Raw genomic sequence first — 24076 nt, 5'->3', positions numbered from 1 at the left:
TTCGTGGCGGCGCATCCGCCGCCACGAGCCCCGAATTACGCTGCGGTCTGCGCCGGCGAAGTCTCGCCGTCGAGCCAGTCCTGTTCGATGGCCAGCGCGCGCCAGGCCGCTTCCATTCGCTTGAAGCGGTTGTAGGTCGGCTCGTCATCGGCGCGCTCGGCGAGCTGCGCGCAGTTCTCCGCATTGTCGAGGAAGTGCTGTGATTGTTTCATGGAACGTCCTCCTGTTGATGAAAACGTGGGACAGCAATTCAGGCTATTCAACGCGTGGAACATGAGCATTTCGCCACACAGGTGAATGTCTGTTCAGCCAAGTTCCCCACCTGATGTTCCGCATATGCGCGCAACATAGGAACAGTATGTCGCAGCGAGCGTTCGTCCCTCACGTCGCAACTGGAGGAGGAGATACGCGATGAGGAAGTATCTGTTCGCCGCGGCCATGGTGACCGTGATCGCTTCACCTGCGTTCGCCGATGATGTCGGTGTTCGCGCCGGTCCCGTCGGTGCCGGTGTGACCGTGGGCCGGGCGCCCGAGTATCGTGACCGCGACCGTGATCGCACCACCGTGATCAGGGAGCGCGAGCCGCGCCGCGACCGGACCACGGTGATCAAGAAGCAGGACGAATTCGGCAATCGCAGCAAGACTGTCATTCATCACGACGATGACGACTAACGGTTGAACAACCGTGTGACGCAACAACCGTGTGACGCAAAGTCCGCTGCGATTCCGTCGCGGCGGACTTTTGCTTGTCGCCTGATCGACGCCTGATCCGTGGGAAGAGGCAATGGCCGCTGAAACAGAGCTTAAATTTCGCGTTCCTGCGCGCAAGCTGAAGGCGCTGGAAAAGCCGCGGATCGGCGGCGCCAAGAGCGGCGAGCCGTCGACGAGCGATCTCGTCTCGACCTATTTTGATACCGCGAAGCATAAGCTGAAACGGCACGGGCTCACGCTGCGCGTGCGCTACGATGGCCACGACTATGTTCAGACGATCAAGTCCGGCGCGGGTCCGCAGTTTGAGCGGGGTGAATGGGAGACCGAACTCGAGAATGACGCGTTCGACCTCGACAAGGCCGAGGGGTCACCGCTCGAGGGGCTCGCGTCGGGTGGGCTGCGCCGCAAGCTGAAGCCGGTGTTTGAGACGTCGGTGCGGCGTATTACTGTGCCGCTGCGCACCAGGCAGAGCGAGATCGAGCTCGCCATCGATCGCGGCAACACGACAGCCGGCCATCGGTCCCATCCGATTCAGGAAATCGAGCTCGAGCTGAAGAGCGGGCGGGTGCTCGATCTGTTCCGGGTTGCCAGGGCGCTGGAGCGGCGGTCCGACGCCGAGCTCGATCTCCGCTCGAAGGCCGAGCGCGGCTATGAACTCACCGGCAACGATCAGCATAGCATCGTCTCTGCCGAAAGCGTTGCGCTTGATTCCGGGGTCACGGCAGGCGAGGCCTTTCGGGTGATCGCGCGTTCAACCTTCCGCCACTTCTCGTCGAATGCGGATGCGGTCCGCGAGGGAGAGACCGAAGGCGTTCACCAGATGCGGGTCGGCCTGCGGCGGCTGCGTGCCGCGATCTCGCTGTTCTCTGGGATCCTGGCCACGGCTTCGACGGAAGATGTCAAGGCGCAGCTGAAATGGCTCACCAACGCGCTCGCGCCTGCGCGCGAGCTGGATGTGTTCGTCAAGGAAGATATCGAGCCCGCATCGCACGACGTGCTGTTGCGACGGGGCGGCAGGGCGATCCGGCAGGAGTTCTCGGGCCGTCGCGACCGGGCATTTGCCCGCGCGAGGCAGGCAATCGATTCGCAGCACTATCGCTCGATGCTGATCGATACCATGCAATGGATCGAAGCAAAGCAGACCATCGCGGCCGACGACGAAGGCGGGCCGATCGGCGAGTTCAGCGCCGCGCTGTTGGATCGCCGGCTCAAGAAGCTGCGCAAGGACGGCCGCCATGTCGACGAACTGTCGCCCCGACAGCGGCACAAGGTGCGCATCAAGGCCAAGAAGATAAGATACGCCATCGATTTCTTCGAGAGCCTGTTTCCCGGCAAGCAAGAACGGAAGCAGCTCAAGCGCCTGTCGAAACACCTGAAGCGGATCCAGGACGCGCTCGGGTCGCTCAACGATTTCGTCGCGCACCGCAAGCTGGCGGTGGACGCCGCGCTCAAGGCGCCGCACCGTAGGGAGCGCGACCGCGCCTTTGCATCAGGCGTGGTGCTGGGCCGCGAGGAGCAGGCGGTCAAGCCGCTGATCAAGATCGCGGCACAGGAGATGCGGAGACTGAAACCGTCTTAGACCATGCACCGTCTCGTAGCGGCGGTCTTTCGTATGAGGCGGTGTCTTACGCCGCGTGCGGTGCGCCGCGCTCGTCCCGCTCGGTCGCGGCCATCTGGCGACGACATTCCTCGGCGAATTCCCGCAGCCGCTCGGCCGTCAGCGGGTCCAAACCCGTGCGTACCAACCGTTCAGCGCGGTCGGCCTGGTCCTTGAGGTCGTTGAATGTCCGGCTCATGGGGCTGCCTCCATGGCCGGACAATTTGAATCGAATTGCAACGTTCCGCGGCCGGTGGGGACGTGGCTAACGGGCGGTTAATCTGGCGCAGATGCTCAGGTCACCGGCGCCGGATTGAACAGCGTCAGGTCGTTGTGGATGCCCCACTTGTCCGACCACGGCTTGGTGCGCCCGCTCGCGACGTCGAGGATCAGACGGAACAGGTCCCAGCCGGTCTCCTCGATGGTCTTCTCGCCGGTCGCGATGCAGCCGGCGTCGAAATCGATCAGGTCCTTCCAGCGCCGCGCCAGCTCGCTGCGGGTCGCGACCTTGATGACCGGCGCGGCGGCCAGGCCATAGGGCGTGCCGCGGCCGGTGGTGAACACCTGCAAGGTCATGCCGGAAGCGAGCTGCAAGGTGCCGCAGATGAAGTCGCTGGCCGGCGTTGCCGCGAACAGCATGCCCTTCTGCCGTGCCTTCTCGCCGGGCGACAGCACGCCCGCGATCGGGCCGGAGCCCGACTTGACGATCGAGCCGAGCGATTTCTCGACGATGTTGGCGAGCCCGCCCTTCTTGTTGCCCGGCGTGGTGTTGGCGCTGCGGTCGGCGCCGCCGCGCGCGAGATAGGCGTCGTACCAGGCCATCTCGCGGATCAGCGCGCGGCCGACATCCTCGTTGACGGCGCGGCGGGTGAGCAGCTGGATTGCATCGCGCACCTCGGTCACTTCCGAGAACATCACGGTCGCGCCGGCGCGAACCAGGAGGTCGGCGGCAAAGCCGACGGCGGGGTTGGCGGTGACGCCGGAGAACGCATCGCTGCCGCCGCATTGCAGGCCGATCACGAGATCCGCGGCCGGGCAGGTCTCGCGCTTGCGGGTGTTGAGCACCTTCAGCCGAGCCTCGGCCTGCGTCATGATCGCATCGACGATGGCGCCGAAACCGTCAAAGGCTTCATCCTGCATCCGCACGATGGCGTCATTGATGCCTTCCGGCACCAGCCGTTCCGGCGCGAGCTTCTCGCACCCGAGGCCGACGACGAGGATCTCGCCCCCGAAATTCGGATTGAGCGCGAGGTTCTGCAGGGTGCGGATCGGCACCACGGCATCGGGCGCCGTGATGGCGACGCCGCAGCCATAGGCATGGGTCAGCGGCACGACGTCGTCGACATTGGGATATTTCGGCAGCAGCTCGGCGCGGATGCGCTTCACCGCATATTCCATCGTGCCCTTGACGCATTGCACTGACGAGGAGATGCCGAGGATGTTCTTGGTACCGACGGAGCCGTCGGGATTGCGGTAGCCCTCGAACGTAAAACCTTCGAGCGGCGGCAGCGCCGGCGGCACCGCGGTTGCGATCTCGAGCTGATCGAGCGGTGGCGCGTCCGGCATGCGGATGCGCGCTTCGTCGACCCATTCGCCGGCGAGGATCGGCGACAGCGCATGGCCGATCACCTCGCCATAGCGGATGATCGGCGCGCCTTCGGCGATGTCTTCCAATGCGGTCTTGTGGCCCTGCGGCACGAAGGCGCGCAAGGTCAGTCCGCAGGCGAAGCGGGAGCCGGCAGGCAGGCCGAAATCATTCACGACGATCGCGACATTGTCGCGCGCGTTGAGCTTGATGTAGCGGGGCTGCTCCTGCGCGCCGATCGACTGGTCCATGAGGGCTCCGGAAGTTTGTAGGGCGGGTTAGCCGAAGGCGTAACCCGCCGTGTTTCGTGTGTGGTGCCGACGGTGGGTTACGCCTTCGGCTAACCCACCCTACGCGTCTCAACCGGGGAACGTGTAAGCCGTCTTCACCATGGTGTAGAACTCACGGGCATAAGCACCCTGTTCGCGCGCGCCGTAGCTCGAGCCTTTGCGGCCGCCGAACGGCACGTGGTAGTCGACGCCGGCGGTCGGCAGGTTGACCATCACCATGCCGGCCTCGCTGTTGCGCTTGTAATGCGAGGCGTATTTCAGGCTTGTGGTGCAGATGCCCGAGGCAAGGCCGAACTCGGTGTCGTTGGAGATGGCCAGCGCCTCCTCATAGTCCTTGGCGCGGATCACGCAGGCGACCGGGCCGAATATCTCCTCGCGGGCGATCCGCATCTGGTTGGTCGCCCCGGTGAACAGCGCCGGCTGCAGGTAGAAGCCGGGCGCTTCGCGGTTCAACAGCTCGCCGCCCCAGTGCAGGCGGGCGCCTTCGTCCTGGCCGATCTTGATGTAGCGGAGGTCCTGGTCGAGCTGGCTCTGGTCGACCACAGGGCCGACATGCACGCCGCTCTTCAGCGCGTCATCGACCGAGAGCCCCTTCATCCGCTCGGTCATCGCATCGACGAAGCGGTCGTGAATTCCCGCGGTGACGATCAGGCGCGACGACGCCGTGCAGCGCTGGCCGGTCGAGAAATAGGCGCCGTTGACGGCGACCTCGACCGCGACCTTGACGTCGGCGTCATCGAGCACGACCAGCGGGTTCTTGCCGCCCATCTCGAGCTGGAACTTCTTCATCGGATTGGAGAGCACGCAGGCCTGCGCGATCTTGCGGCCGGTCTGAACCGAGCCGGTGAACGAGATCGCGGCAACGTCGGGATGATCCAGGAGCGTCTGGCCGACCACCGAGCCCGAGCCGACCACGAGGTTGAAGACGCCGGCCGGAATGCCGGAGCGCGCGATGATCTCGGACAGCGCATGGGCGGAGCCCGGCACCAGCTCGGCCGGCTTGAACACGACGGTGTTGCCGTAGCAGAGCGCCGGCGCGATCTTCCAGGCCGGGATCGCGATCGGGAAATTCCACGGCGTGATCATGCCGACGACGCCGACCGGCTCGCGGGTGATCTCGACGTCGAGGCCGGGGCGAACCGATGCGCCCTTCTCGCCCATCAGCCGCAGTGCCTCGCCGGCGAAGAACGCGAAGATTTGTCCGGCGCGCGCCACCTCGCCGATGCCCTCGGGGAGCGTCTTGCCTTCCTCGCGCGCCAGCAGGCGGCCGAGCTCTTCCTTGCGGGCGAGGATTTCGACCGAGATCTTGGTCAGCGCGTCAAAGCGTTCCTGCGGCGTCGAACGCGCCCAGGCCGGGAAGGCGGCCTTCGCGGCGGCGATCGCCTTCTCGGTCTGCGCCTTGTCGGCCTTGGCGTATTCGCCGACCACGTCCTTGGTGTTGGAGGGGTTGATGTCCCGCGTGATGCTGGTTCCGTCGATCCATTCGCCGGCGATGAAGTTCTTCTGGTGAGCGGTCATTGTTCTCTCCAACCTTTTGTTGTTAGCGCACGAGGCAGGGACGCTTGTCGTCGAAGGTCCAGCCCGCGATCAGGAACTGCATGGCCAGCGCGTCGTCGCGGGCGCCGAGACCATGCTGCTTGTATAGCGCGTTCGCCGCCTCGATGGCACCGCGATCGAGCTCGATGCCGAGACCCGGTCGATCCGGGATCGTGATCTTGCCGCCCTTGATTTGCAGCGGCTCCTTGGTCAACGCTTGGCCGTCCTGCCAGATCCAGTGGGTGTCGATCGCGGTCACCTTGCCGGGCGCCGCGGCGCCGACATGGGTGAACATCGCCAGCGAAATATCGAAATGGTTGTTGGAGTGCGAACCCCAGGTCAAGCCGTTGTCGCGGCAGGTCTGCGCCACCCGCACCGAGCCCTGCATGGTCCAGAAATGCGGATCGGCGAGCGGGATGTCGACGGCCCCGAGCCGCAGCGCATGCGAGAGCTGGCGCCAGTCGGTCGCAATCATGTTGGTGGCGGTCGGCAGCCCCGTGGCGCGGCGGAACTCGGCCATGATCTCGCGGCCGGAGAAGCCGGCCTCGGCGCCGCAGGGATCCTCGGCATAGGCGAGCACGCCGTGCATGTTGCTGCACAGCCGGATCGCTTCATCCAGCGACCAGGCGCCGTTCGGATCCAGCGTGACGCGCGCCTTGGGGAAACGCTTTGCGATTGCCGTGACGGCCTCGATCTCCGCTTCGCCCTTGAGCACGCCGCCCTTGAGCTTGAAATCGGCAAAGCCGTAATGCGCCTGCGTCGCCTCGGCGAGGCGCACGACGGTCTCCGGCGTCATCGCCACCTGATGGCGCAGATTGAACCAGTCGGGCTTGCCGGTCTCGCCCTCGACATAGGGCAGGCTGGTCTTGCTGCGGTCGCCGACGAAGAAGAGATAGCCGAGCGTCTCGACATCAGCGCGCTGCTGGCCCTCGCCGAGCAGCGCTGCGACCGGGAGGTTGAGATGCTGGCCGAGCAGGTCGAGCAGCGCGGATTCCACCGCGGTGACCGCGTGGATGGTGACGCGGAGGTCGAAGGTCTGCTTGCCGCGGCCGCCGGCGTCGCGGTCGGCGAAGGCCTGGCGCATCGAGGCCAGGATATTGTTGCAGGCGCCGATGGTCTGGCCGACGACGAGGTCGCGGGCATCTTCCAGCGTCTTCCTGATCTTCTCGCCGCCCGGCACCTCGCCGACGCCGGTGTGGCCGGAGTTGTCGGTGAGGATGACGAGGTTGCGGGTGAAGAACGGCGCGTGTGCGCCGCTCAGATTGAGGAGCATGCCGTCGCGGCCGGCGACCGGAATCACCTCCATCGCCGTGACGACGGGGGCGCCGGCAAAGCCGGTGCGGATCGTGTCTTGAATCATCTGCTCCTCCCTTCGCGCTTTGCGTTCTTATTCCGCCGCCTGTTGCGCCGCCGCCTGCGGCAGCTTCGCGACCAGTGCCGCGAGCTCGGCGATCTCCTGCTCGGTGAGATCGGTGAGCGGCGGCCGCACCGGGCCGGAATCGCGGCCGATCACCTTCATGCCGGCCTTGATGATGGACACCGCATAGCCCTTCTTGCGGTTGCGTATCGCGATCAGCGGCAGGATGAAATCCTTCAGTCCAGCATGGATGGTCTGATGATCGCGCCGGCGCACCGCGGCGTAGAATTGGGTGGCGAATTCCGGCACGAAATTGAACACCGCCGACGAATAGGTCGTGACGCCCATGTCGAGATAGGGCAGCGCGAAGGTTTCCGCCGTCGGCAGGCCGCCGATATAGGTCAGGCGGTCGCCGAGTTTGGTGTAGACGCGGGTCATCAGCTCGATGTCGCCGATGCCGTCCTTGTAGCCGACGAGGTTCGGGCAGCGCTCGCAGAGGCGGGCCAGCGTATCGGGCTGCAGGATCGCATTGTCGCGGTTGTAGACGATGACGCCGATCTTGACCGACGAACAAATAGCCTCGACATGGGCGGCGAGACCGTCCTGCTCGGCATGCGTGAGATAGGGCGGCAGCAGCAAGAGGCCATCGGCGCCGGCCTTTTCCGCGCCGATTGCGATCTCGCGCGCGATCGCGGTGCCGTAGCCGGTGCCGGCCAGCACTGGAACGCGGCCCTTGGTCTCTTCGACGGCGATCTTGACGACGTGGGGAACTTCAGATGGCGTCAGCGAGAAGAACTCGCCGGTGCCGCCGGCGGCGAACAGGCCGGCGACGTCATAGCCGCACAGCCAGTCCATGTTGGCGCGATAGGTCGCCTCGTTGAACGAATAGTCCGCGTTGAACGGGGTCACGGGAAAAGACAGGAGGCCGCCGCCGATTTTAGCGGCCATCTCCCGAGGGGTCATCTTGCTCATGGCGCCACTCCTTGAATGATGTTGGGAAGGATGCGCGAGAGCGCGCGTCCATGGCGGAGTTTCTAGGAAATGCTTCGATGCGCGTCCAAGCCAAACGCGGTATCGAGCGATGCTAACTCTGCATCAATCGCCGCGCAGCTGCGGCGCCGCGATTTCGGTTGCGATCTCGATCAATGACGGCAGCAGCTGGTTCTCGTGGTCGCGCCGCCACACCATGAACAGTTCGACCGGCACCGGCGTGCGCAGCTTCAGCGGCTTTAGCTTGACGTCCGCGATCTTCAGGCTCGCGGCGGCCTCCGGCACGATCGCGACGCCGAGCCCGGCGCGCACCATCGCGAGGATCGAGTGGATCTGGCTGAGGTGTTGCACATAGCGCGGTAGCACGTCGGCGCGGGTGAACATCGACACCAGCAGGTCGTGGAAGTAGCGCGCCTCATAGGGCGAATACATCACGAACGGCTGGTCGTCGAAATCCTTGATGCTGACGGTGTCGGCTGCGGCCAGCGGATGCTTCTTCGGGATCGCGGCGAGCAGCGGCTCGGCCACGACGCGGCGGCTGGCGAATTCCGGCCGCGCGATCGGCGGGCGCAACAGGCCGGCATCGATCTGGCCGGTGGTCAGCGCCTCGAACTGATCGCCGGAGACCATCTCCTTCAGCGAAAAATCCACTTCAGGCAGGCGGGAGCGGGCGGCTGCGATCAGGTCGGGCAGGAAGCCGTAGGCGGCCGCCGCCGTGAAGCCGATCTTGAGCGAGCCGGTCTTGCCGAGCGCGATGCGGCGGGCGACCTGCGATGCGGATTCCGCGAGCTTGAGGATGCGCCGCGCCTCGGGCAAAAAGCTGCGGCCCGCCGGCGTGAGCCGCACCGAGCGGCTGGTGCGCTCCAGCAGCGGCGCGTCGATGATGTGCTCGAGCACCTGGATCTGCCGGCTCAGCGGCGGCTGGGTCATGTTGAGCCGCGCCGCGGCGCGGCCGAAGTGCAGTTCTTCGGCCACCGTGACGAAACAGCGGAGCTGGCTCAGGTCGAACATCGATGCTAACCCGGAATGGATCGGTCGGGGATTTGTACGTTCTAGCATCGATGCCTCCTACTGGCCAAGAAGACAAAAAAGCAGACAAAAAAGCAGACAAAGACGGCGGCCGAAGCCGCCGTTTTCCGAGATTTGTGTCCAAGCTCCATCCCCGTCATTGCGAGCGAAGCGAAGCAATCCATTTGTCCGCACATGCGGAAAGATGGATTGCTTCGTCGCTTCGCTCCTCGCAATGACGGGTCGATAGACATAGGCGGCCTGGCTCAGGCCGCCTTCAGCTGTACCCGCTTGATCTCGCCGACGATGAAGAGATAGGCGATCGCCGCGACCAGCGCGTTGGCGCCGACGAACACCAGCGCGCCGTTGAACGAGCCGGTGGCGGCGAGGATGTAGCCGATGATGATCGGGGTCGTGATCGAGGACAGATTGCCGAAGGTGTTGAACAACCCGCCGGAGACGCCGCCGGCTTCCTTCGGCGAGGTGTCGGAGACCACGGCCCAGCCAAGCGCGCCGATGCCCTTGCCGAAGAATGCGAGCGCCATGAACCCAATCACCAGCGCCTGGCTGTCGACGTAGTTGCAGCCTATGATCACCATCGACAGCAGCATGCCGCCGACGATCGGGATCTTGCGCGCCATGGTCAGCGAGCCGCTGCGGCGCAGGATGTAGTCGGAGATCACACCGCCGAGCACGCCGCCGATGAAGCCGCACAGCGCCGGCAAGGTCGCGACGAAGCCGGCTTGCAGGATCGAGAGCCCGCGCTCCTTCACCAGATAGACCGGGAACCAGGTCAGGAAGAAGTAGGTCAGGGTGTTGATGCAGTACTGGCCGATATAGACGCCGAGCATCATGCGGTTGGCGAGCAGCTGGCGGATGTGGTCCCAGCGCGGGCCGCTGTCCTGCGTCTTGCCGTCCTTCGCCGCGTCCATGTCGACCAGCGCGCCGCCCTGCTTGATGTAGTCGAACTCGGCCTCGTTGATCCCGGGATGGTCCTTCGGCTCGTAAATCGTCTTGATCCAGACGATCCCCATGATGATACCGAGCCCGCCCATCACGTAGAACACATGGCTCCAGCCATGCTCATGCGCGATCCAGCCCATCAGCGGCGCGAAGATCACGGTCGCGAAATACTGCCCTGAATTGAAGAAGGCCGATGCGGTGCCGCGCTCATTGCCCGGGAACCAGGCCGCGACGATGCGCGCGTTGGCCGGAAATGACGGCGCCTCGGCAATGCCGACCAGGAAGCGCAGCGCGAACAGCACGACGACCGCGGTTCCCGCGGCCAGGAATCCGACCATGCCCTGCATCGCGGTGAACACCGACCACACGATGATGCTGATCGCATAGACCCATTTCGAACCGAAGCGGTCGAGCAGCCAGCCGCACGGCACCTGGGCGATCACATAGGACCAGCCGAAGGCCGAGAACACATAGCCCATCGCGACCGGGTCGAGATGCAGTTCCTTGGAGAGGGCGGGGCCGGCGATCGAGAGCGTGGCGCGATCGGCGTAGTTCACGGTGGTGACGAGAAACAGCATCGTCACGATCAACAGCCGGACGCGGGATCGCCGCGCATCCGTGGCGGACACAATTGCGCTCATTCGCGCCTCCTTGGAAATTTCCTCGGGGTCTGTCCTAGAGAGATGACGGCAATGGGTCCAAGCCCAAACGGGTATTGATCCATACCGATTTTGAATGGATCGGCCCGGTGTCATGCCACCTTCGTTACGGTTGCATACGCTTGTCAATTAGTGTACTACTAGTACAGTTATTGAAGGCGCGACGCTGCGCCTGTCGATCGAGGTCGAATGCCCATGACCACGCCACGCGACTATGAGGTGTTCGAGGCAGGCAAGGTGACCTTGCAGGGCCGCGCGGTGTTTCCGCAGCTTGCGCTTGCCTACAAGACCTATGGCACGCTGAACGCGGCCAGGGACAACGTCATCCTCTATCCGACCTCGTTCGCCGCCCAGCATCCCGACATCGAATGGCTGGTGCAGCCGGGCGGGGCGCTCGATCCCCAGCGCTACTTCATCGTCATTGCGAACCTGTTCGGCAATGGTCTGTCATCCTCGCCGTCGAATTCGGCCGAGGTGCTCGGCGGCGAGCCGTTTCCGGCCTTCACCTATCACGATGCGGTCGCTGTCCAGCGGCGGCTGCTGATCGAGCGGTTTGGCGTGACCAGGCTCGCACTGGTCTATGGCTGGTCGATGGGCGGCATGCAGGCCTATCACTGGGCCGCGCGTTATCCCGACATGGTGGAGTGCGCGGCAGTGGTCTGCGGCAGCGCAAGGTGCTCGCCTTACAATCATGTGTTCCTCGAAGGCGTTAAGGGGACGCTGACTGCTGACCCGGCCTACCGGGATGGGCGCTTCATCAGCAAGCCGGCCGCAGGTTTGCGCGCGATGGGACGCGTCTATGCCGGCTGGGCGATGTCGCATGAATTCTATCGCGAGGAAGTCTGGCGCAAGGCCGGCTTCAACTCATTGGAAGACTACCTCGCAGGATCATGGGATGGCGCCTTTGCGCGGCGTGATGCCAATGATCTGCTGGCGCAAATCGCAATCTGGCAGGCCGGCGACATCAGCGGCTGCGATGAATTCGGCGGCGACTTCGATCGCGCGCTGGCCGCGATCAAGGCGCATATGCTGCTGATGCCGGGGCGTACCGATCGCTATTTCGACCCGCGTGACAATGGGGATGAACTCGGCCGCCTGGTCAATGCGCGCTCCGCCGTGCTGCACCCGATCCCCTCGATCCACGGCCACCGGGCCGGCAATCCCATCAACAACGCCGAAGACCGCGCCTTCATCAACGCCGAAATCTCGGCGCTGCTGCAACGCTGACATGTGAGACGACCATGAGCACCGCAGAGACCAGTGACGCCGGACCGCGCCTGAAGCCGCTCAGCCCGCTGACCCTGCGCGATCTGTCGACCAAGTCGAACCTTCCCGGCGCAGTGCGCGCAGCGAGCCATTACGGGATGATTGTGATCGTCGGCGCGCTGATCTCCTTGGTCTCGTCGCGCGACGGCCTGCCATGGGCGCTGCCGCTGATCGCCATCCAGGGATACTTCGTCGCATTCCTGTTCATGGTGGTGCACGAGACCGCGCACAAGACCGCGTTCCGCAGTCATGCCCTCAATCTTGTCGTCGGAAATCTGTCCGCCTTCATGATCGGATTGCCCTATCAATATTACTGCCTGTTTCACTGGGACCATCATCGCTACACCCAGGATCCGGAGAAGGATCCGGAGTTGATCGTCGGTCCCAGGCCCGCGTCCGACACCCAGCTCGCGATCGCCTATTCGGGACTGTTGCAGGTCTTGGTCCGCATCCGCCTGATGCTGCGGCATGCATTCACGGGACAAGTGGTCGTTCCGTGGATTCCGGCGCACAAGCGCGCCGCGATCGTGCTGGAGGCGAGGCTTTATCTCGCCGGTTACCTGCTGTTGCTGGCGGCGTCGCTCGCGCTGCACAGTGCGATCCTGCTCTGGGCCTGGATCGTGCCGCTGCTGGCCGGTCAGCTCATCCTGCGTCCCTATCTCTATGCCGAGCATACCGGCTGCGAGCGGACGCGGAGTGCGTTCGAGAACACACGCACCACGATGACCGGCCGGATCATGAAGTGGTTCGCCTGGAACATGCCCTATCATGTCGAGCACCACGCCTATCCGACGGTGCCGTTCCACGCGTTGCCGAAGCTGAATGCCATCGTCGATGGCCACATCGTGTATCGCGGCAGCAACTACCGCGCGGTGACGCGCGAGACCTGGGCCTGGTTTCGTCGTCAGCGGCAGCGCTCGGCCTAAGTGTCCGCGCGCGGCCGCAGCACCAGATTGACGAGATTGCGGGCGTAGGCCGGCGTCAGCGGCTTGATGCCGAAGACATAGCGATAGAACAGGCTGCCGTAGATCGCGTCATAGATGTCGCCCGGCACGCCCGGCGCACCGATGCTGCCATCCCTCTGGCCGGCGGTGATGATCTCGATCATCCTGGCGCGGCGAAGACCGAGGTAGCGCTCGTAGAACAGCTCGGCCGTGCCGGTCTTCGAGATGCATTCCGAGATCACCGCGAGTTGCACCCGCCCGAATTCGCCCTGCAGCGCCTCGACATAGGTCGCGACATGGCGGCGGATACGGGCCACGGGATTGCCCGCCTCGGGCAGCGGCACGGCGCGCGAGGCCTGGTCGAGGAAGGCATCGATCAGCAAGGCTTCGCGCGACGGCCACCATTTGTAGATCGTCATCTTCGAGACGTTGGAATGTTTGGCGATCGCGTCGATGGTGGTGGCGGCGAGGCCGGTGGCCGCCATCAGCACATAGGCGGCTTGCAGGATCGCGGCCGTGGTCGCGGCGGAGCGCGGCCGGCCGCGCCGTCCTGTTGCCGCATCCTCGGTCTCCGCCTTGCTCGCCATGGCCGCGATTTGTGTCCTACGTCGTTGAATCATTGCGCTGCATGCGGACATAGCATGAAATCGCACTTGGTTTCAGATCATCGCTGCCGCTGATGGTGTACAACGCGCCAGCGAAGACCCAGCTCAGCCGCTGTTCAAACAGGAGTGTCCCGTGAAGGCCGTCTACAGTGATCTGCACCGCAGCCATGATCCGCAGTTCTTCCTTGTCCGCGGTGTGGTCCAGCGCACCACCGAGCAGCCCGAGCGTGCCGATCGCCTGCTGGCGGGCTTGAAAGCCGGCAAGCACACGCTGATCGAGCCGACCACATTCGGGCAAGGGCCACGGGCGCGCGTGCACAGTCCTGAATATCTGAGCTTCCTCGCGGACGCCTGGGACGAATGGTCGGCGCTCGGCAATGCCGGACCGGAGATGATCGCGAACATGCACCCGGTGCGCAACGCCGGCACCTATCCCACCCACATCGTCGGCAAGCTCGGCTGGCATACGGTCGACACCGCGGCCCCGATCGGCCCCGGCACCTGGGCCGGCGCTTGCGCCTCCAGCGACGTCGCGGTCACCGCGGCGCAGATGGTGCTCGACGGCGAGGACGCGGTCTACGCGCTGTGCCGCCCGCCCGGCCATCATGCCTATCGCGATCTCGCCGGCGGGTTCTGCTTCCTCAACAACAGCGCGATCGCGGCCGAGCATCTGCGCCAGAGGCACGAGCGCGTCGCGATCCTCGATGTCGACGTGCATCACGGCAACGGCACGCAGGGCATTTTCTACGAGCGGGGCGATGTCTTCACCGTCTCGATCCACGCCGATCCATCGTTCTTCTACCCGTTCGTCTGGGGCTACGCGCATGAGCGCGGCGCCGGGCCCGGGCTCGGCACCAATCTCAACATTCCCCTCGCCAAGGGCACCGGCGACGACGACTACATCAAGGCGCTCGCTCTGGCGGAGAAGGCGATCCGTTCCTTCGCGCCGACCGCGCTCGTGGTCGCGCTCGGTCTCGACGCCTCCGAGAAGGACCCGCTGGCGGGCCTTGCCGTCACCACCGACGGCTTCCGGCGGATCGGCGAGGCGCTCGCCCGCTTCGGCCTGCCGACGGTGCTGGTGCAGGAAGGCGGCTATCTCTCCGACATCCTCGGTGCCAATCTGACGGCGGTGCTCGGCGGATTCGAAGCCGCGCGCTAGCGCGGTGAGCGCGTCCCAACGGTTCGCGCGAAGAAATCGCGGCAAAACAACGGCCTGGAGCATGGATTTTGGTGGATCAGAACCGATGCCCCAGCCGCGCGTCGCACAACAAGGCGTCGTGGGCTTGCATGTTTGCAACCAAACCCGGATCATGCCGTTGGTATTCGGCGCTGGATCTCGCCTGGCGGCATCGGCCGGCCGGGCGGGCAGCAACGCGAGGACGGCCATGAGCGACCTGCTTCGCATCGCCATCGTCGGTTTCGGCGAGATTGCGTGCCGGCAGCACGTGTCTGCGATCGCGAAGACGTCAGGCGCCGCACTCGTCGCCGTGGTCGATCCTGCCAAGACCCCATCCGGCCTGCCGCATTTCCGCGATCTGACGGAGTTGTTGCGCGACGGGCCGGAGATCGATGCGGTCGCGCTGTGCACGCCCCCGCAGGTGCGTCATGTGCAGGCAGCCATGGCGCTCGCCGCGGGCAAGCATGTGCTGCTGGAGAAGCCGCCGGGCGCCACGGTGAGCGAGCTCACGCCGTTGATCGCGGCCGCGCATGAGGCGAACAGGACATTATTCGCGACCTGGCATTCGCGTTACGCACCCGCGGTAGGTCCGGCGCGAAAATTGCTCGCCGGACGCACGATCAGCAAGGTCACCATTATCTGGAAGGAAGACGTGCGCGTCTGGCATCCCGGCCAGACATGGATCTTCGAGGCGGGTGGCTTCGGCGTGTTCGATCCCGGCATCAACGCGCTATCGATCCTGACCGAGATCCTGCCGTCTCAGGTCTTTGTCAAAAGTGCGGTGCTGGACTTTCCCGCCAATCGGGAGACGCCGATTGCAGCAGCAATTGAACTGTCCGATGCGAACGGCTTGCCGATCCACGCCGAATTCGATTTTCGCCAGAGCGGGCCGCCGAGCTGGGACATCCTGTGCGAGACCGAGGCCGGGCCCGTGATGCTGTCGAAAGGCGGACGGCAGCTGCGCGATGGCAACAGGTTGATGGTCGATGCCACCGACGAGGAATATCCGGCGCTGTACCGGCGTTTTGTGGCGCTGACGTCGGACGGAAAATCCGATGTCGACCTCGCACCCTTGCGGCTCGCCGCCGATAGCTTCATGCTGGGGCGACGGCGCTTCGTCGAGGCGTTCGAGGACTGACAATGACATCAGCCAGCATTGCTCGCGCGCCATTCGGCAAGTTGCACGACGGCACAGTGGTCGAACGCGTGACGTTGCGCGGCGAACACGGCTTTGAAGCGGCCATCCTACCCTTCGGCGCCACGCTGCAAGCGCTGCTCACGCCCGATCGCGACGGCCGTTGCGACGACGTCGTGCTGGGCCACGACGAGTTCGACGGTTACCTCGCGCAGCGCAAATTCTTCGGCGCAACCATCGGGCGCTATGCCAACCGGATCGCCGGCGGGCGCTTCGTGCTCGATGGCGAGACGGTGAACCTCGAGGCCAACAACGGCCCCAACGCGCTGCACGGCGGGCCGCAGGGCTTTGATCGCAGGCTGTGGCGGATCGTCGAACTGTCGGACGATCCAGCGCCGACGCTGGTGCTGGAGCGCGAGAGCCCGCATGGCGAAGAGGGCTATCCGGGCAATCTTCAGACGCGCGTGACCTATCGCGTCCGCGGTCCGATGGAACTCGCAGTCACCTACGAGGCGACCACCGACAGGCCGACCTACATCAATCTCACCAATCACAGCTTCTTCAATCTCGACGGCGCGCGCTCGGGCATGCAGATCCTCGATCATCGGCTGACGATCGCCTCTGACCATTTCCTCGCCGTGGACGCCACGGCGATTCCGTTACCAGCACCGCCGTGGCCGGTTGACGGCACGCCGTTCGACTTCCGCAAGCCCACCGCGATCGGCGCGCGGATCAGGATGAATGACGAGCAGCTACGGCTCGGGCGCGGCTATGACCACAATTTCTGTCTCGCCTCAGGGACGGACCTTCGCTTTGCCGCGCGCCTCGAGGCGCCGCACAGCGGCCGCGTGATGGAGCTGTTCACCGATCAGCCGGGATTGCAGTTCTATTCCGGCAATTTCCTCGACGGCTCGACCGCCGGCAAGGGCGACCGGCTCTACCGCCAGTCCGACGCACTGTGTCTCGAGCCGCACGCCTGGCCGGATACGCCGAACCGGCCGGATTTCCCGTCGGCGCGGCTCGACCCTGGCCAGATCTACCAGCGTAGTATCGTCTACCGCTTTTCAACCGTGTGAGTGCGCAATGACCGACCGTGCCGCCGAGCCGCCAATCGACGAGGTGCCGACATCCGTGCTGTCAGCCGAGCGTTGTCATCTGGGCGAAGGCCCGACCTATGACGCATCAACCGATACCGCCTGGTGGTTCGACATCCGCGAGCGTCGCCTGTTCGAGCATCGCTTTGCAGATCGCCGCACAATCATTCACGCGCTGCCGAAGATGGCGAGCGCGTTGGCGCGGATCGATGGCGAGCGGCAGCTGATCCTGACCGAAGACGGAGTTTACGTCCGGCAGGTCGCCGACGGACGCCTGGAGCTGTTTGCCGCGCTGGAGGCCGACAATCCGGCGACGCGCTCCAACGATGCGCGCGTGCATCCCTCGGGCACCTTCTGGCTCGGCACCATGGGGCGCAATGCCGAGCAGGGCGCCGGCGCGATCTATGCGCTGCATAAGGGGCGCATCACGCGGCTTTATCCCGGGATCACGATCCCGAATGCGATCTGCTTTTCGCCCGCGGGCGACGTCGGCTACTTCGCCGACACCGCGACCAACGTCCTGCATCGTGTGCCGCTCGATCCGGCAACGGGATTGCCGACCGGCGAGCCGATCGATTTGATCAGGCATCGCGGCATCGGCGGGCTCGACGGCGCGGTCGTCGATGCCGACGGGATGATCTGGAACGCGCGCTGGGGCGGCGGCTGCGTCGATATCTACGATCCCAGCGGCCGGCATCTGCGCTCGCTGAAGGTGCCGGCGAAGCAATCGAGTTGCCCGGCCTTTGTCGGCCGCGATTTCTCGCGCGTGCTGGTCACCTCGGCCTGGCAGGACATGGATGAAGCGCAGCGCGCGGCCGATCCCGGGCACGGCCAGACCTTTCTGCTCGATGCCGCCGCGCGCGGCCGGGCCGAGCCTGACGTCAAACTGTCCTGATCGCGGGCCCGCGGGCCGCCTTGTTGACGCGACCTGAATATTTGGACGATAGTACAAATATGGTCCGCAAGCCCACCAAGTCCAACGTCAAGGCCGACGCAAAGGCCGTCAGCACCCGCAAGCCGAACATGCGCGAGGCGATTCTCGCCGCGGCGGAGGAGTTGTTCTCGACCTACGGCTTCAACGCCGTCTCGGTGCGCGACATCGCGCAGGCCGCCGGCGCCAATCCCGGCAGCGTGACCTATCATTTCAAGACCAAGGACGGTTTGCTGCTGGAAATCTATCGCCGCCATTGCGGCCCGATGAACCGGCGGCGCTCGGAGCTTCTGGCAGCGGCGCGGCGGGTGCGCGATTTGCAGGACCGGCTGGAGGCGATCGTGCGCGCCTATGTGCTGCCGGCCTTCACCTCGGGCAGCGATCTCGCCGGCGGCGGCACGCGGTTCACGCGGCTGCGCGCGATCATGTCGGCCGAGGGCAACGAGGTCGTGCGCAAGATCATCGCGCAGACTTTTGACGACACCAGCCACGCCTTCATCGATGCGATCCACGAAAGCCTGCCGCATATTCCGCGCACCGACCTGGTCTGGCGCGGCCACTTCCTGCTCGGCGCGCTCTACTACACGCTGGTGACGCCGGAGCGCGTGTCGCGCCTGTCGCGCGGCAGTGCCGACGGCACCGATGCCGGCCATGCCATCGAGGAGTTGGTGCGCGCAACTGTCGCCGCGCTGCAAGCCCCGCCGCTCGATCCGGCGATATCAGCGCTGCGCAAGGCGCCGGGCTTTGCTCCAGGACGAGCGTTGACCTGACCCGCGGAGTTCGTCGCCATGGAGAAGCTTCGGTTGCGCACGGTGCTTGGCAATCACCCGCACGTCCGGGCGGTAAAGCGCGGTGAGCTGGGCTCGGATTTGTTCGACCTCGACTTCACCGAGTTCACGCCGACCAATGCCGCGTTCAAGCCGATGGTGCGCGAGCAGGCCTTCGACGTCTGCGAGATGGCGATCGTGACCTATCTGATGGCGCGCGCGTACGGCAAGCCGCTGGTGCTGCTGCCGGCGGCGATGGTCGGCCGCTTCCAGCACGGCCACGCGCTTTGTCGCGCGGATCGCGGCACGCTCACGCCTGCCGATCTCGAAGGCAAGCGGGTCGGTATCCGCTCGTTCACGACCACGACCGGAGCGTGGGTGCGCGGCATCCTCGCCAACGACCATGGCGTCAACCTTGACAGGATCAATTGGGTGACCTTCGAGGACCCGCATGTCGCCGAATATGTCGACCGCACCGAACGCGCGCCGAAGGACAGCAGCATTATCGAGATGCTGAAGCGCGGCGAGCTCGACGCCGTGCTGGGCGAGACCTCGAATGATCCGGCGCTCAAGCCGTTGTTCGCCGATCCGACTGCTGAGGCAGCGCGGTGGTACGCGCGGCATGGCGTCGTGCCGGTCAATCACCTGGTCGTGGTGACAACGCGGCTCGCGACGTCGCGGCCCGATGTAGTGCGCAGCCTCTACGATCTCCTCAAGCACAGCAAGGCAGAGCCCGGTCCGGCGAGCGTGCCTGACATGCTGCCGTTCGGCGTCGAGGCGAACCGCAAGCCGCTCGAACGGATGATCGACTATTGCGTCCAGCAGGCGCTGATCCCCGGGCGCGTCACGGTCGACGAGCTGTTCGACGACACAACACGGGACTTGAACTGATGACCATCTCCAGCGATCCGCGGCAGTGGCAGGTCGGCATGCTCGGCTATGGCGAGGTCGGCCAGATCCTGGCCGAAGATCTGCGCCAGCAGGGCATCCATGTCGCAGCCTACGACATCAAGCTCGACCGCGGGCAGGGCGCGCCGCTGCGCGCACATGCGGCGGAGATCGGCGTCGTGCTTGCGCAATCGCATGCCGAGCTCGCGGCGCGGGCCGATTTCATCATCTCGGCGGTGACGGCGAGCCAGGCGGTGCCGGTGGCCGAGGCCTCTGCGCCCGCGATCCGGAACGGCGCCTGGTTTCTCGATTTCAACTCGGCCTCGCCGGGCGCCAAGCAACGCGCGGCGGCCCACATCGATGGCGCCGGCGGCCGCTATGTCGAGGGCGCGGTGATGACCTCGCTGCCGCCGTACCGGATCAAGGTGCCGCTGCTGCTCGGCGGCCAAGGCGCGCGGGAGCTGGCGCCGCTCCTGGTCGCGCTCGGCTTCGCGGCGAAGGTCGCGAGCGACGAGCTTGGCGTGTCCTCGGCGGTCAAGATGTGCCGCAGCATCATGATCAAGGGGCTGGAGGCGATGGTGATCGAGAGCTTCACCACCGCGCGCGCCTATGGCGTCGAGGATGCGGTGCTGGCCTCGCTCAAGGAGACCTTCCCTGGCATCGATTGGGAGAAGCAGGGCGCCTATTTCTTCCAGCGGGTGATCGAGCACGGCCGGCGGCGTGCCGAGGAGGTGCGCGAGGTGGCGGCGACCGTGCGCGAGGCCGGGCTGACGCCATGGTCCGCGTCCGGGACCGCCGAGCGGCAGGGCTGGATCGCCGATCTGGCGGACGAGGGTGTGTTCGGGGCTAAGGGCACGGCGGACTTCGCCCGCAGCGCCGATTGGCGGACCGAGGCCGACCGGATTCTCGCGCGCATCAAATCCTGAGCACTGCGCGCGGAGAATCCGCCGCGTTCCCTGCCGCCGCGCAATGCGCTATTGCTCCGTGAACAGTTTTGTCTTGGAGGACTCCCATGAAGAATTCCGGCAAGGTCGTCGCCATCACCGGCGCGGCGCGTGGTATCGGCAAGGCCTGCGCCGCGCGCTTCCTGTCCGATGGCGCCAGGGTCGTCATCTCGGACGTCGATGCCGCCGGGCTGGTCCACACCGCCCAGGAGCTCGGACATGTCGATCAGTTGCGGGCCGTCGAAGCCGATGTCAGCAAGCGCGCCGATGTTGATCGCATCGTCGCCACTGCGGTGAAGGAGTTCGGCCGGCTCGATGTCATGGTCAACAATGCCGGCGTCGCGCGCAACCGCGATTTCCTCGACATCACCGAGGCCGAGTTCGACGACGTGATGGGGATCAACCTCAAGGGCGCATTCTTCGGCGTGCAGGCCGCGGCGCGTCAGATGATCGCGCAGGGCGGCGGCGGCGTCGTCGTCAACATGTCCTCGGTCAACGCGCTGCTCGCGATTCCCTCGCTTGCGACCTACGCGATGTCCAAGGGCGCGATGAAGCAGCTCACCTCGGTCGCCGCCGTGGCGCTGGCGCCGCACGGTATTCGCGTCGTGGCGGTCGGGCCCGGCACGATCCTGACCGAGATGGTGGCGACGGCGATCTTCTCGTCGGAGGACGCGCGGCGCAGCGTGCTGTCGCGCACGCCTGCCGGCCGCTGCGGCGAGCCGAGCGAGGTTGCCTCGGTCGTCGCATTCCTCGCCAGCGACGATGCCTCCTACATCACCGGCCAGACCATCTATCCCGATGGCGGCCGGTTGATCCTCAATTACACGGTGCCGGTCAACGAGAAGAAGTAGTCGGCAAGGGCTGGGCGAAGGCGATTGAGATTCCTCGTTCTCCCTCTCCCCGTTCTTACGGGGAGAGGGTTGGGGTGAGGGGCTGTCACGGCATCAACGGTGATAGCGGCGTTCGCGGAAGCTCCCCCTCACCCGCATCGCATCTTTGATGCGATGCGACCTCTCCCGGCAAGCGGGGCGAGGTAAGAATGCCGCTACCGGCCCTTGAACTGCGGCTTGCGCTTTTCCATGAAGGCGTTGCGGCCTTCGCGGAAATCCGCGCTGTCCATGCAGTCGATGCCGATCTGCTTGATCGCGGCCATATCGCGATCGGCGGGATCCTTCAGCACCTGCGCGATGGTGATCTTGGCGGCCTTGATCGCCAGCGGCGCGTTGCCCGAGATGGTGCGCGCGATCTCCATGGTCGCGTCCCAGAGTTCGGCATCCGGCAGCACGCGATCGACGAGGCCGATGCGCAGCGCTTCCGCGGAATCGATCCGCATCCCCGTGTACATGATCAGCCGCGCCCAGGACGGGCCGACCAGCGACACCAGATGGCGCAAGCCGTCATAGCCATAGGCGATGCCGAGCTTGGCGGCGGGAATGCCGAACTGGCCGCTGGCGCCGGAGATGCGGATATCGGTCAGCATCGCCACCTGCATGCCGCCGCCGAGGCAGAAGCCGCGGATGCAGGCAATGGTTGGCTTCGGGTAATCGGCGAGCAAAGCGCGCTGGGCGGCGCTGCGCCGTGAATATTCCTCGGAGGCTTCGGCGTTGTGTCTCGTCTTCTCGAATTGGCTGATATCGGCGCCCGACACGAAGGCCTTGTCGCCGGCGCCGACCAGGATCACGACGCGGACGGCCGGATCGTCACGCAAGGCGATCAACGCCTCGCCGAGCCCTTCCCACATCTCCAGCGACATCGCATTGCGCTTGTCGGGATTGTTGAAGGTGATGACGCCGACGCCGTCGACCACGCTTTGCAGGATCTTGCCGTCGGCAAGCGATTTGTCCGAGATGTTTGCCATGTGAGGTCCGCTCTGATTTGCATCAAGCCTAGCACCCGGCCGGAAGCCGAGGCAGCCGGTTTAGGGCACGGCGCGATTGCAGCGGCGTGCAACGACTCTCCCGGTAGTTGTACGGCTCGCAAAATAAACTGCCGCGTAAGGGTTGCGCCATAGAGTGCGCCGCCCGCGCTCCGTCCCGGTTTAACTTTTTCCTAGTTTTTCAACGGTACGACTGTACGCACCTGCGCGCCAGGACCCTCCCGCGGCACGCTGGGACGCGTGCCGCAGCCTTCCCGCTGCCATCGCGCCGGTAGCGGATGTCCCCACCACCAGACCGACCCGGGATGTCGGTCAGCCCCGAACTCCGTGCACTCACATCGCCTTGGGCGAGGTCCAGTCGTGTCTGTCGAGAAGTTCCTCAAGCAACGCGCGGTCAGGATCACGGTCAACGGCAGCTACACGCTGCCGAACTGGTATGACGCGCAGGGCAAGCTACGCACCTTCGCCTGCCGCACCACACGCGTCTCGCCGTTCCGCATGATCGTGGACGTGCCGGTCGTCGGTAAGGTCGGCGACCGGTTGACCTCGTATTTCGAGGAGTTCGGCAAGTTCGAGGGCTGCATCACCGACACGATGAGCGGCAGCTTCCTGCTCGAGCTCGAGATGACGCATGCGAGGCGCGAGAAGTTCGCCGACAAGCTGACCTGGATCGAGAAGAAGCAGAAGGATCCGAGCGTGCGCGAGGCGCGCAACAATCCGCGTTTCGTTCCGGTCGCGCCGCATGCCATGCTGACGCTGGCGGATGGCACCGTGCAGAGCTGCCTCATCATCGACATGTCGCTGTCGGGCGCTGCGGTGTCCTCCGCGGTGCAGCCGCCGGTCGGCATGCCGCTGGCGATCGGTGCCTGCGTCGGGCGCGTGGTCCGGCATCTGCCGAACGGCTTCGCCATCAAGTTCGTCGAGAGCTACAAGCAGGGCGATCTCGGCCGCCTGATCGCGCGCAAGTCCAAGGATCTGCTGGTGGTGTCCGCCGACGCGGACCCTGTTGCCTGAACCGGGGGCTCCGCCGCTTCGCTACAGCTGTTCCGGATCGTCGGCTGCGCGCATGCGCGCGATGCTGTCCTCGGTCGCCGCCGCACCGGCCGCGGCGATCGCAATCTCGCGCGCCAGGTTGGTGCATTCGGCCCACAACAGGAAGAACACCAGCGGCGGTCGCTCGCGCGCCTCCAGCATCTGTCGGCAGCGCTCTGCGGCGCCGTCGAGCGCCCACCACTGCCGGGCGACGACCATGACCTTGCGGAAGCTTCGCAGCGTGCCCGAGAATTTCTGCGGATCGGCATTCACGATGGCGCCGCAATGGTTCAGCCAGTTCAGCGCGGCGTAGATTGCGATGCCGTAGTCCTCGATCGCCGTTCCCGTGAAATCGACCACGGTTTTGTCGTGTGCCTGCTGGCGCAGGAAGGCATCGATCGTCTCGGCCTGGCGGGCCGGATCGGTCAGCAGCGCGGGTTCCTTCCGCGGCACCATCGGGATATAGCGCACCGCTTCGAGGCGGGTGTGCTCCCAGATCGCCCTGGCATCGCCGAGCAGATCGCCGGGCTTGCGCTTGCAGGCCGGATAGACCAGCACGCCGTTGTCGGCGAGATCGAGATAGCGCGGCACCACCTTGTCGAGCGCGGCGAGAAACGCCGATGGGTCGGTGAGGCCGCGCAAGCCGCTGGCGGCGTCCTCCGTCTGTGCAGGCCTGTTGACGCGTGTCCAGCCGAAATTGGCCATCCCCGGGCGCCCCGAT

24 protein-coding genes are annotated in these 24076 nt (G+C 65.4%); 13 read left to right on the top strand and 11 right to left on the bottom strand.

Translation table 11 applies throughout. The features are described from left to right. Positions 1 to 35: 35 nt before the first annotated feature. Positions 36 to 212, bottom strand: coding sequence for a hypothetical protein (locus FBZ93_RS40660; RefSeq protein WP_167529091.1), 177 nt, complete (start codon positions 210 to 212; stop codon positions 36 to 38). A 199-nt stretch (positions 213 to 411) separates the two neighbouring features. Here FBZ93_RS40660 and FBZ93_RS18415 point away from each other — a divergent pair, with 199 nt between their 5' ends. Together FBZ93_RS18415 and FBZ93_RS18410 are read left to right on the top strand one after the other, a co-directional pair. Beyond that, positions 412 to 672 carry a hypothetical protein gene (locus tag FBZ93_RS18415; protein ID WP_146987296.1) on the top strand — a complete coding sequence of 87 codons (261 nt, stop codon included), beginning with the start codon at positions 412 to 414 and terminating at the stop codon, positions 670 to 672. Between the two features lie 112 nt (positions 673 to 784). Further along, the gene (locus tag FBZ93_RS18410; RefSeq protein WP_146987295.1) at positions 785 to 2290 is read left to right on the top strand and encodes a CYTH and CHAD domain-containing protein; all 1506 of its coding nucleotides are present in this window, start codon (positions 785 to 787) and stop codon (positions 2288 to 2290) included. A gap of 46 nt (positions 2291 to 2336) precedes the next feature. Here FBZ93_RS18410 and FBZ93_RS40655 read toward each other — a convergent pair whose 3' ends face one another. From FBZ93_RS40655 to FBZ93_RS18380, 7 genes are all read right to left on the bottom strand, one after another. Continuing rightward, positions 2337 to 2507: a hypothetical protein gene (locus tag FBZ93_RS40655; RefSeq protein WP_167529090.1), complete on the bottom strand. Its 171-nt coding sequence runs from the start codon at positions 2505 to 2507 to the stop codon at positions 2337 to 2339. Positions 2508 to 2602: 95 nt separating this feature from the next. Continuing rightward, positions 2603 to 4144 (bottom strand): galactarate dehydratase, encoded by a 1542-nt coding sequence (gene garD, locus FBZ93_RS18405; RefSeq protein ID WP_146987294.1) that lies wholly within the window; start codon positions 4142 to 4144, stop codon positions 2603 to 2605. Positions 4145 to 4252: 108 nt separating this feature from the next. After that, the gene (locus tag FBZ93_RS18400) at positions 4253 to 5701 is read right to left on the bottom strand and encodes an aldehyde dehydrogenase family protein (RefSeq protein WP_146987293.1); all 1449 of its coding nucleotides are present in this window, start codon (positions 5699 to 5701) and stop codon (positions 4253 to 4255) included. 22 nt (positions 5702 to 5723) lie between these two features. Further along, complete coding sequence (gene gudD / locus FBZ93_RS18395; RefSeq protein WP_146987292.1) at positions 5724 to 7079, bottom strand: glucarate dehydratase; 1356 nt, start codon at positions 7077 to 7079, stop codon at positions 5724 to 5726. Between the two features lie 27 nt (positions 7080 to 7106). Further along, positions 7107 to 8048, bottom strand: a complete 942-nt coding sequence (gene kdgD / locus FBZ93_RS18390) for a 5-dehydro-4-deoxyglucarate dehydratase (protein ID WP_146987291.1) — start codon at positions 8046 to 8048, stop codon at positions 7107 to 7109. Between the two features lie 123 nt (positions 8049 to 8171). Further along, a complete protein-coding gene (locus tag FBZ93_RS18385) occupies positions 8172 to 9077 on the bottom strand; it encodes a LysR substrate-binding domain-containing protein (RefSeq protein WP_146987290.1) in 906 nt (301 codons plus the stop codon). Between the two features lie 263 nt (positions 9078 to 9340). Next, on the bottom strand, positions 9341 to 10678 hold the full coding sequence (locus FBZ93_RS18380; RefSeq protein ID WP_146987289.1) for an MFS transporter: 1338 nt from the start codon (positions 10676 to 10678) through the stop codon (positions 9341 to 9343). Between the two features lie 213 nt (positions 10679 to 10891). On the opposite strand from FBZ93_RS18380, the gene FBZ93_RS18375 reads away from it, so the two are divergent. Together FBZ93_RS18375 and FBZ93_RS18370 are read left to right on the top strand one after the other, a co-directional pair. Beyond that, entirely contained in the window at positions 10892 to 11923 is a 1032-nt protein-coding gene (locus FBZ93_RS18375) for an alpha/beta fold hydrolase (RefSeq protein WP_146987288.1), read from the top strand. A 14-nt stretch (positions 11924 to 11937) separates the two neighbouring features. Further along, positions 11938 to 12888, top strand: a complete 951-nt coding sequence (locus FBZ93_RS18370; RefSeq protein WP_146987287.1) for a fatty acid desaturase — start codon at positions 11938 to 11940, stop codon at positions 12886 to 12888. On the opposite strand, the gene FBZ93_RS18365 is transcribed toward FBZ93_RS18370, so the two are convergent. Continuing rightward, the gene (locus tag FBZ93_RS18365; RefSeq protein WP_146987286.1) at positions 12885 to 13493 is read right to left on the bottom strand and encodes a TetR/AcrR family transcriptional regulator; all 609 of its coding nucleotides are present in this window, start codon (positions 13491 to 13493) and stop codon (positions 12885 to 12887) included. The two genes, FBZ93_RS18370 and FBZ93_RS18365, sit on opposite strands and share 4 nt — an antisense overlap. Positions 13494 to 13644: 151 nt before the next feature. On the opposite strand from FBZ93_RS18365, the gene FBZ93_RS18360 reads away from it, so the two are divergent. The 8 genes from FBZ93_RS18360 (at position 13645) to FBZ93_RS18325 (ending at position 21298) form a co-directional block, all read left to right on the top strand. Further along, the gene (locus FBZ93_RS18360; protein ID WP_146987285.1) at positions 13645 to 14670 is read left to right on the top strand and encodes a histone deacetylase family protein; all 1026 of its coding nucleotides are present in this window, start codon (positions 13645 to 13647) and stop codon (positions 14668 to 14670) included. Positions 14671 to 14896: 226 nt separating this feature from the next. After that, the gene (locus tag FBZ93_RS18355) at positions 14897 to 15826 is read left to right on the top strand and encodes a Gfo/Idh/MocA family protein (RefSeq protein ID WP_146987284.1); all 930 of its coding nucleotides are present in this window, start codon (positions 14897 to 14899) and stop codon (positions 15824 to 15826) included. 2 nt (positions 15827 to 15828) lie between these two features. After that, entirely contained in the window at positions 15829 to 16899 is a 1071-nt protein-coding gene (locus tag FBZ93_RS18350) for an aldose epimerase family protein (RefSeq protein ID WP_146987283.1), read from the top strand. 34 nt (positions 16900 to 16933) lie between these two features. Then, positions 16934 to 17812, top strand: coding sequence for an SMP-30/gluconolactonase/LRE family protein (locus FBZ93_RS18345; protein WP_167529104.1), 879 nt, complete (start codon positions 16934 to 16936; stop codon positions 17810 to 17812). Positions 17813 to 17871: 59 nt separating this feature from the next. Then, positions 17872 to 18618, top strand: a complete 747-nt coding sequence (locus FBZ93_RS18340; RefSeq protein ID WP_146987281.1) for a TetR/AcrR family transcriptional regulator — start codon at positions 17872 to 17874, stop codon at positions 18616 to 18618. Between the two features lie 18 nt (positions 18619 to 18636). Next, entirely contained in the window at positions 18637 to 19506 is an 870-nt protein-coding gene (locus FBZ93_RS18335) for an ABC transporter substrate-binding protein (protein WP_146987280.1), read from the top strand. Further along, positions 19506 to 20429 carry a DUF1932 domain-containing protein gene (locus FBZ93_RS18330; protein ID WP_146987279.1) on the top strand — a complete coding sequence of 308 codons (924 nt, stop codon included), beginning with the start codon at positions 19506 to 19508 and terminating at the stop codon, positions 20427 to 20429. The genes FBZ93_RS18335 and FBZ93_RS18330 overlap by 1 nt, the downstream gene beginning before the upstream one ends. An 86-nt stretch (positions 20430 to 20515) precedes the next feature. After that, positions 20516 to 21298, top strand: coding sequence for an SDR family NAD(P)-dependent oxidoreductase (locus tag FBZ93_RS18325; protein WP_146987278.1), 783 nt, complete (start codon positions 20516 to 20518; stop codon positions 21296 to 21298). A 194-nt stretch (positions 21299 to 21492) separates the two neighbouring features. Here FBZ93_RS18325 and FBZ93_RS18320 read toward each other — a convergent pair whose 3' ends face one another. Beyond that, on the bottom strand, positions 21493 to 22305 hold the full coding sequence (locus FBZ93_RS18320) for an enoyl-CoA hydratase (RefSeq protein ID WP_146987277.1): 813 nt from the start codon (positions 22303 to 22305) through the stop codon (positions 21493 to 21495). 378 nt (positions 22306 to 22683) lie between these two features. Between FBZ93_RS18320 and FBZ93_RS18315 the strand changes: the two genes are divergently transcribed. Next, positions 22684 to 23337 carry a PilZ domain-containing protein gene (locus FBZ93_RS18315; protein WP_146987276.1) on the top strand — a complete coding sequence of 218 codons (654 nt, stop codon included), beginning with the start codon at positions 22684 to 22686 and terminating at the stop codon, positions 23335 to 23337. A 21-nt stretch (positions 23338 to 23358) separates the two neighbouring features. On the opposite strand, the gene FBZ93_RS18310 is transcribed toward FBZ93_RS18315, so the two are convergent. Further along, on the bottom strand, positions 23359 to 24060 hold the full coding sequence (locus FBZ93_RS18310; protein ID WP_146987275.1) for a hypothetical protein: 702 nt from the start codon (positions 24058 to 24060) through the stop codon (positions 23359 to 23361). Positions 24061 to 24076 lie beyond the last annotated feature (16 nt).

Source organism: Bradyrhizobium macuxiense (assembly GCF_007993935.1).
Classification (GTDB): domain Bacteria; phylum Pseudomonadota; class Alphaproteobacteria; order Rhizobiales; family Xanthobacteraceae; genus Bradyrhizobium; species Bradyrhizobium macuxiense_A.
This window is presented reverse-complemented; position numbering and strand designations above follow the sequence as displayed.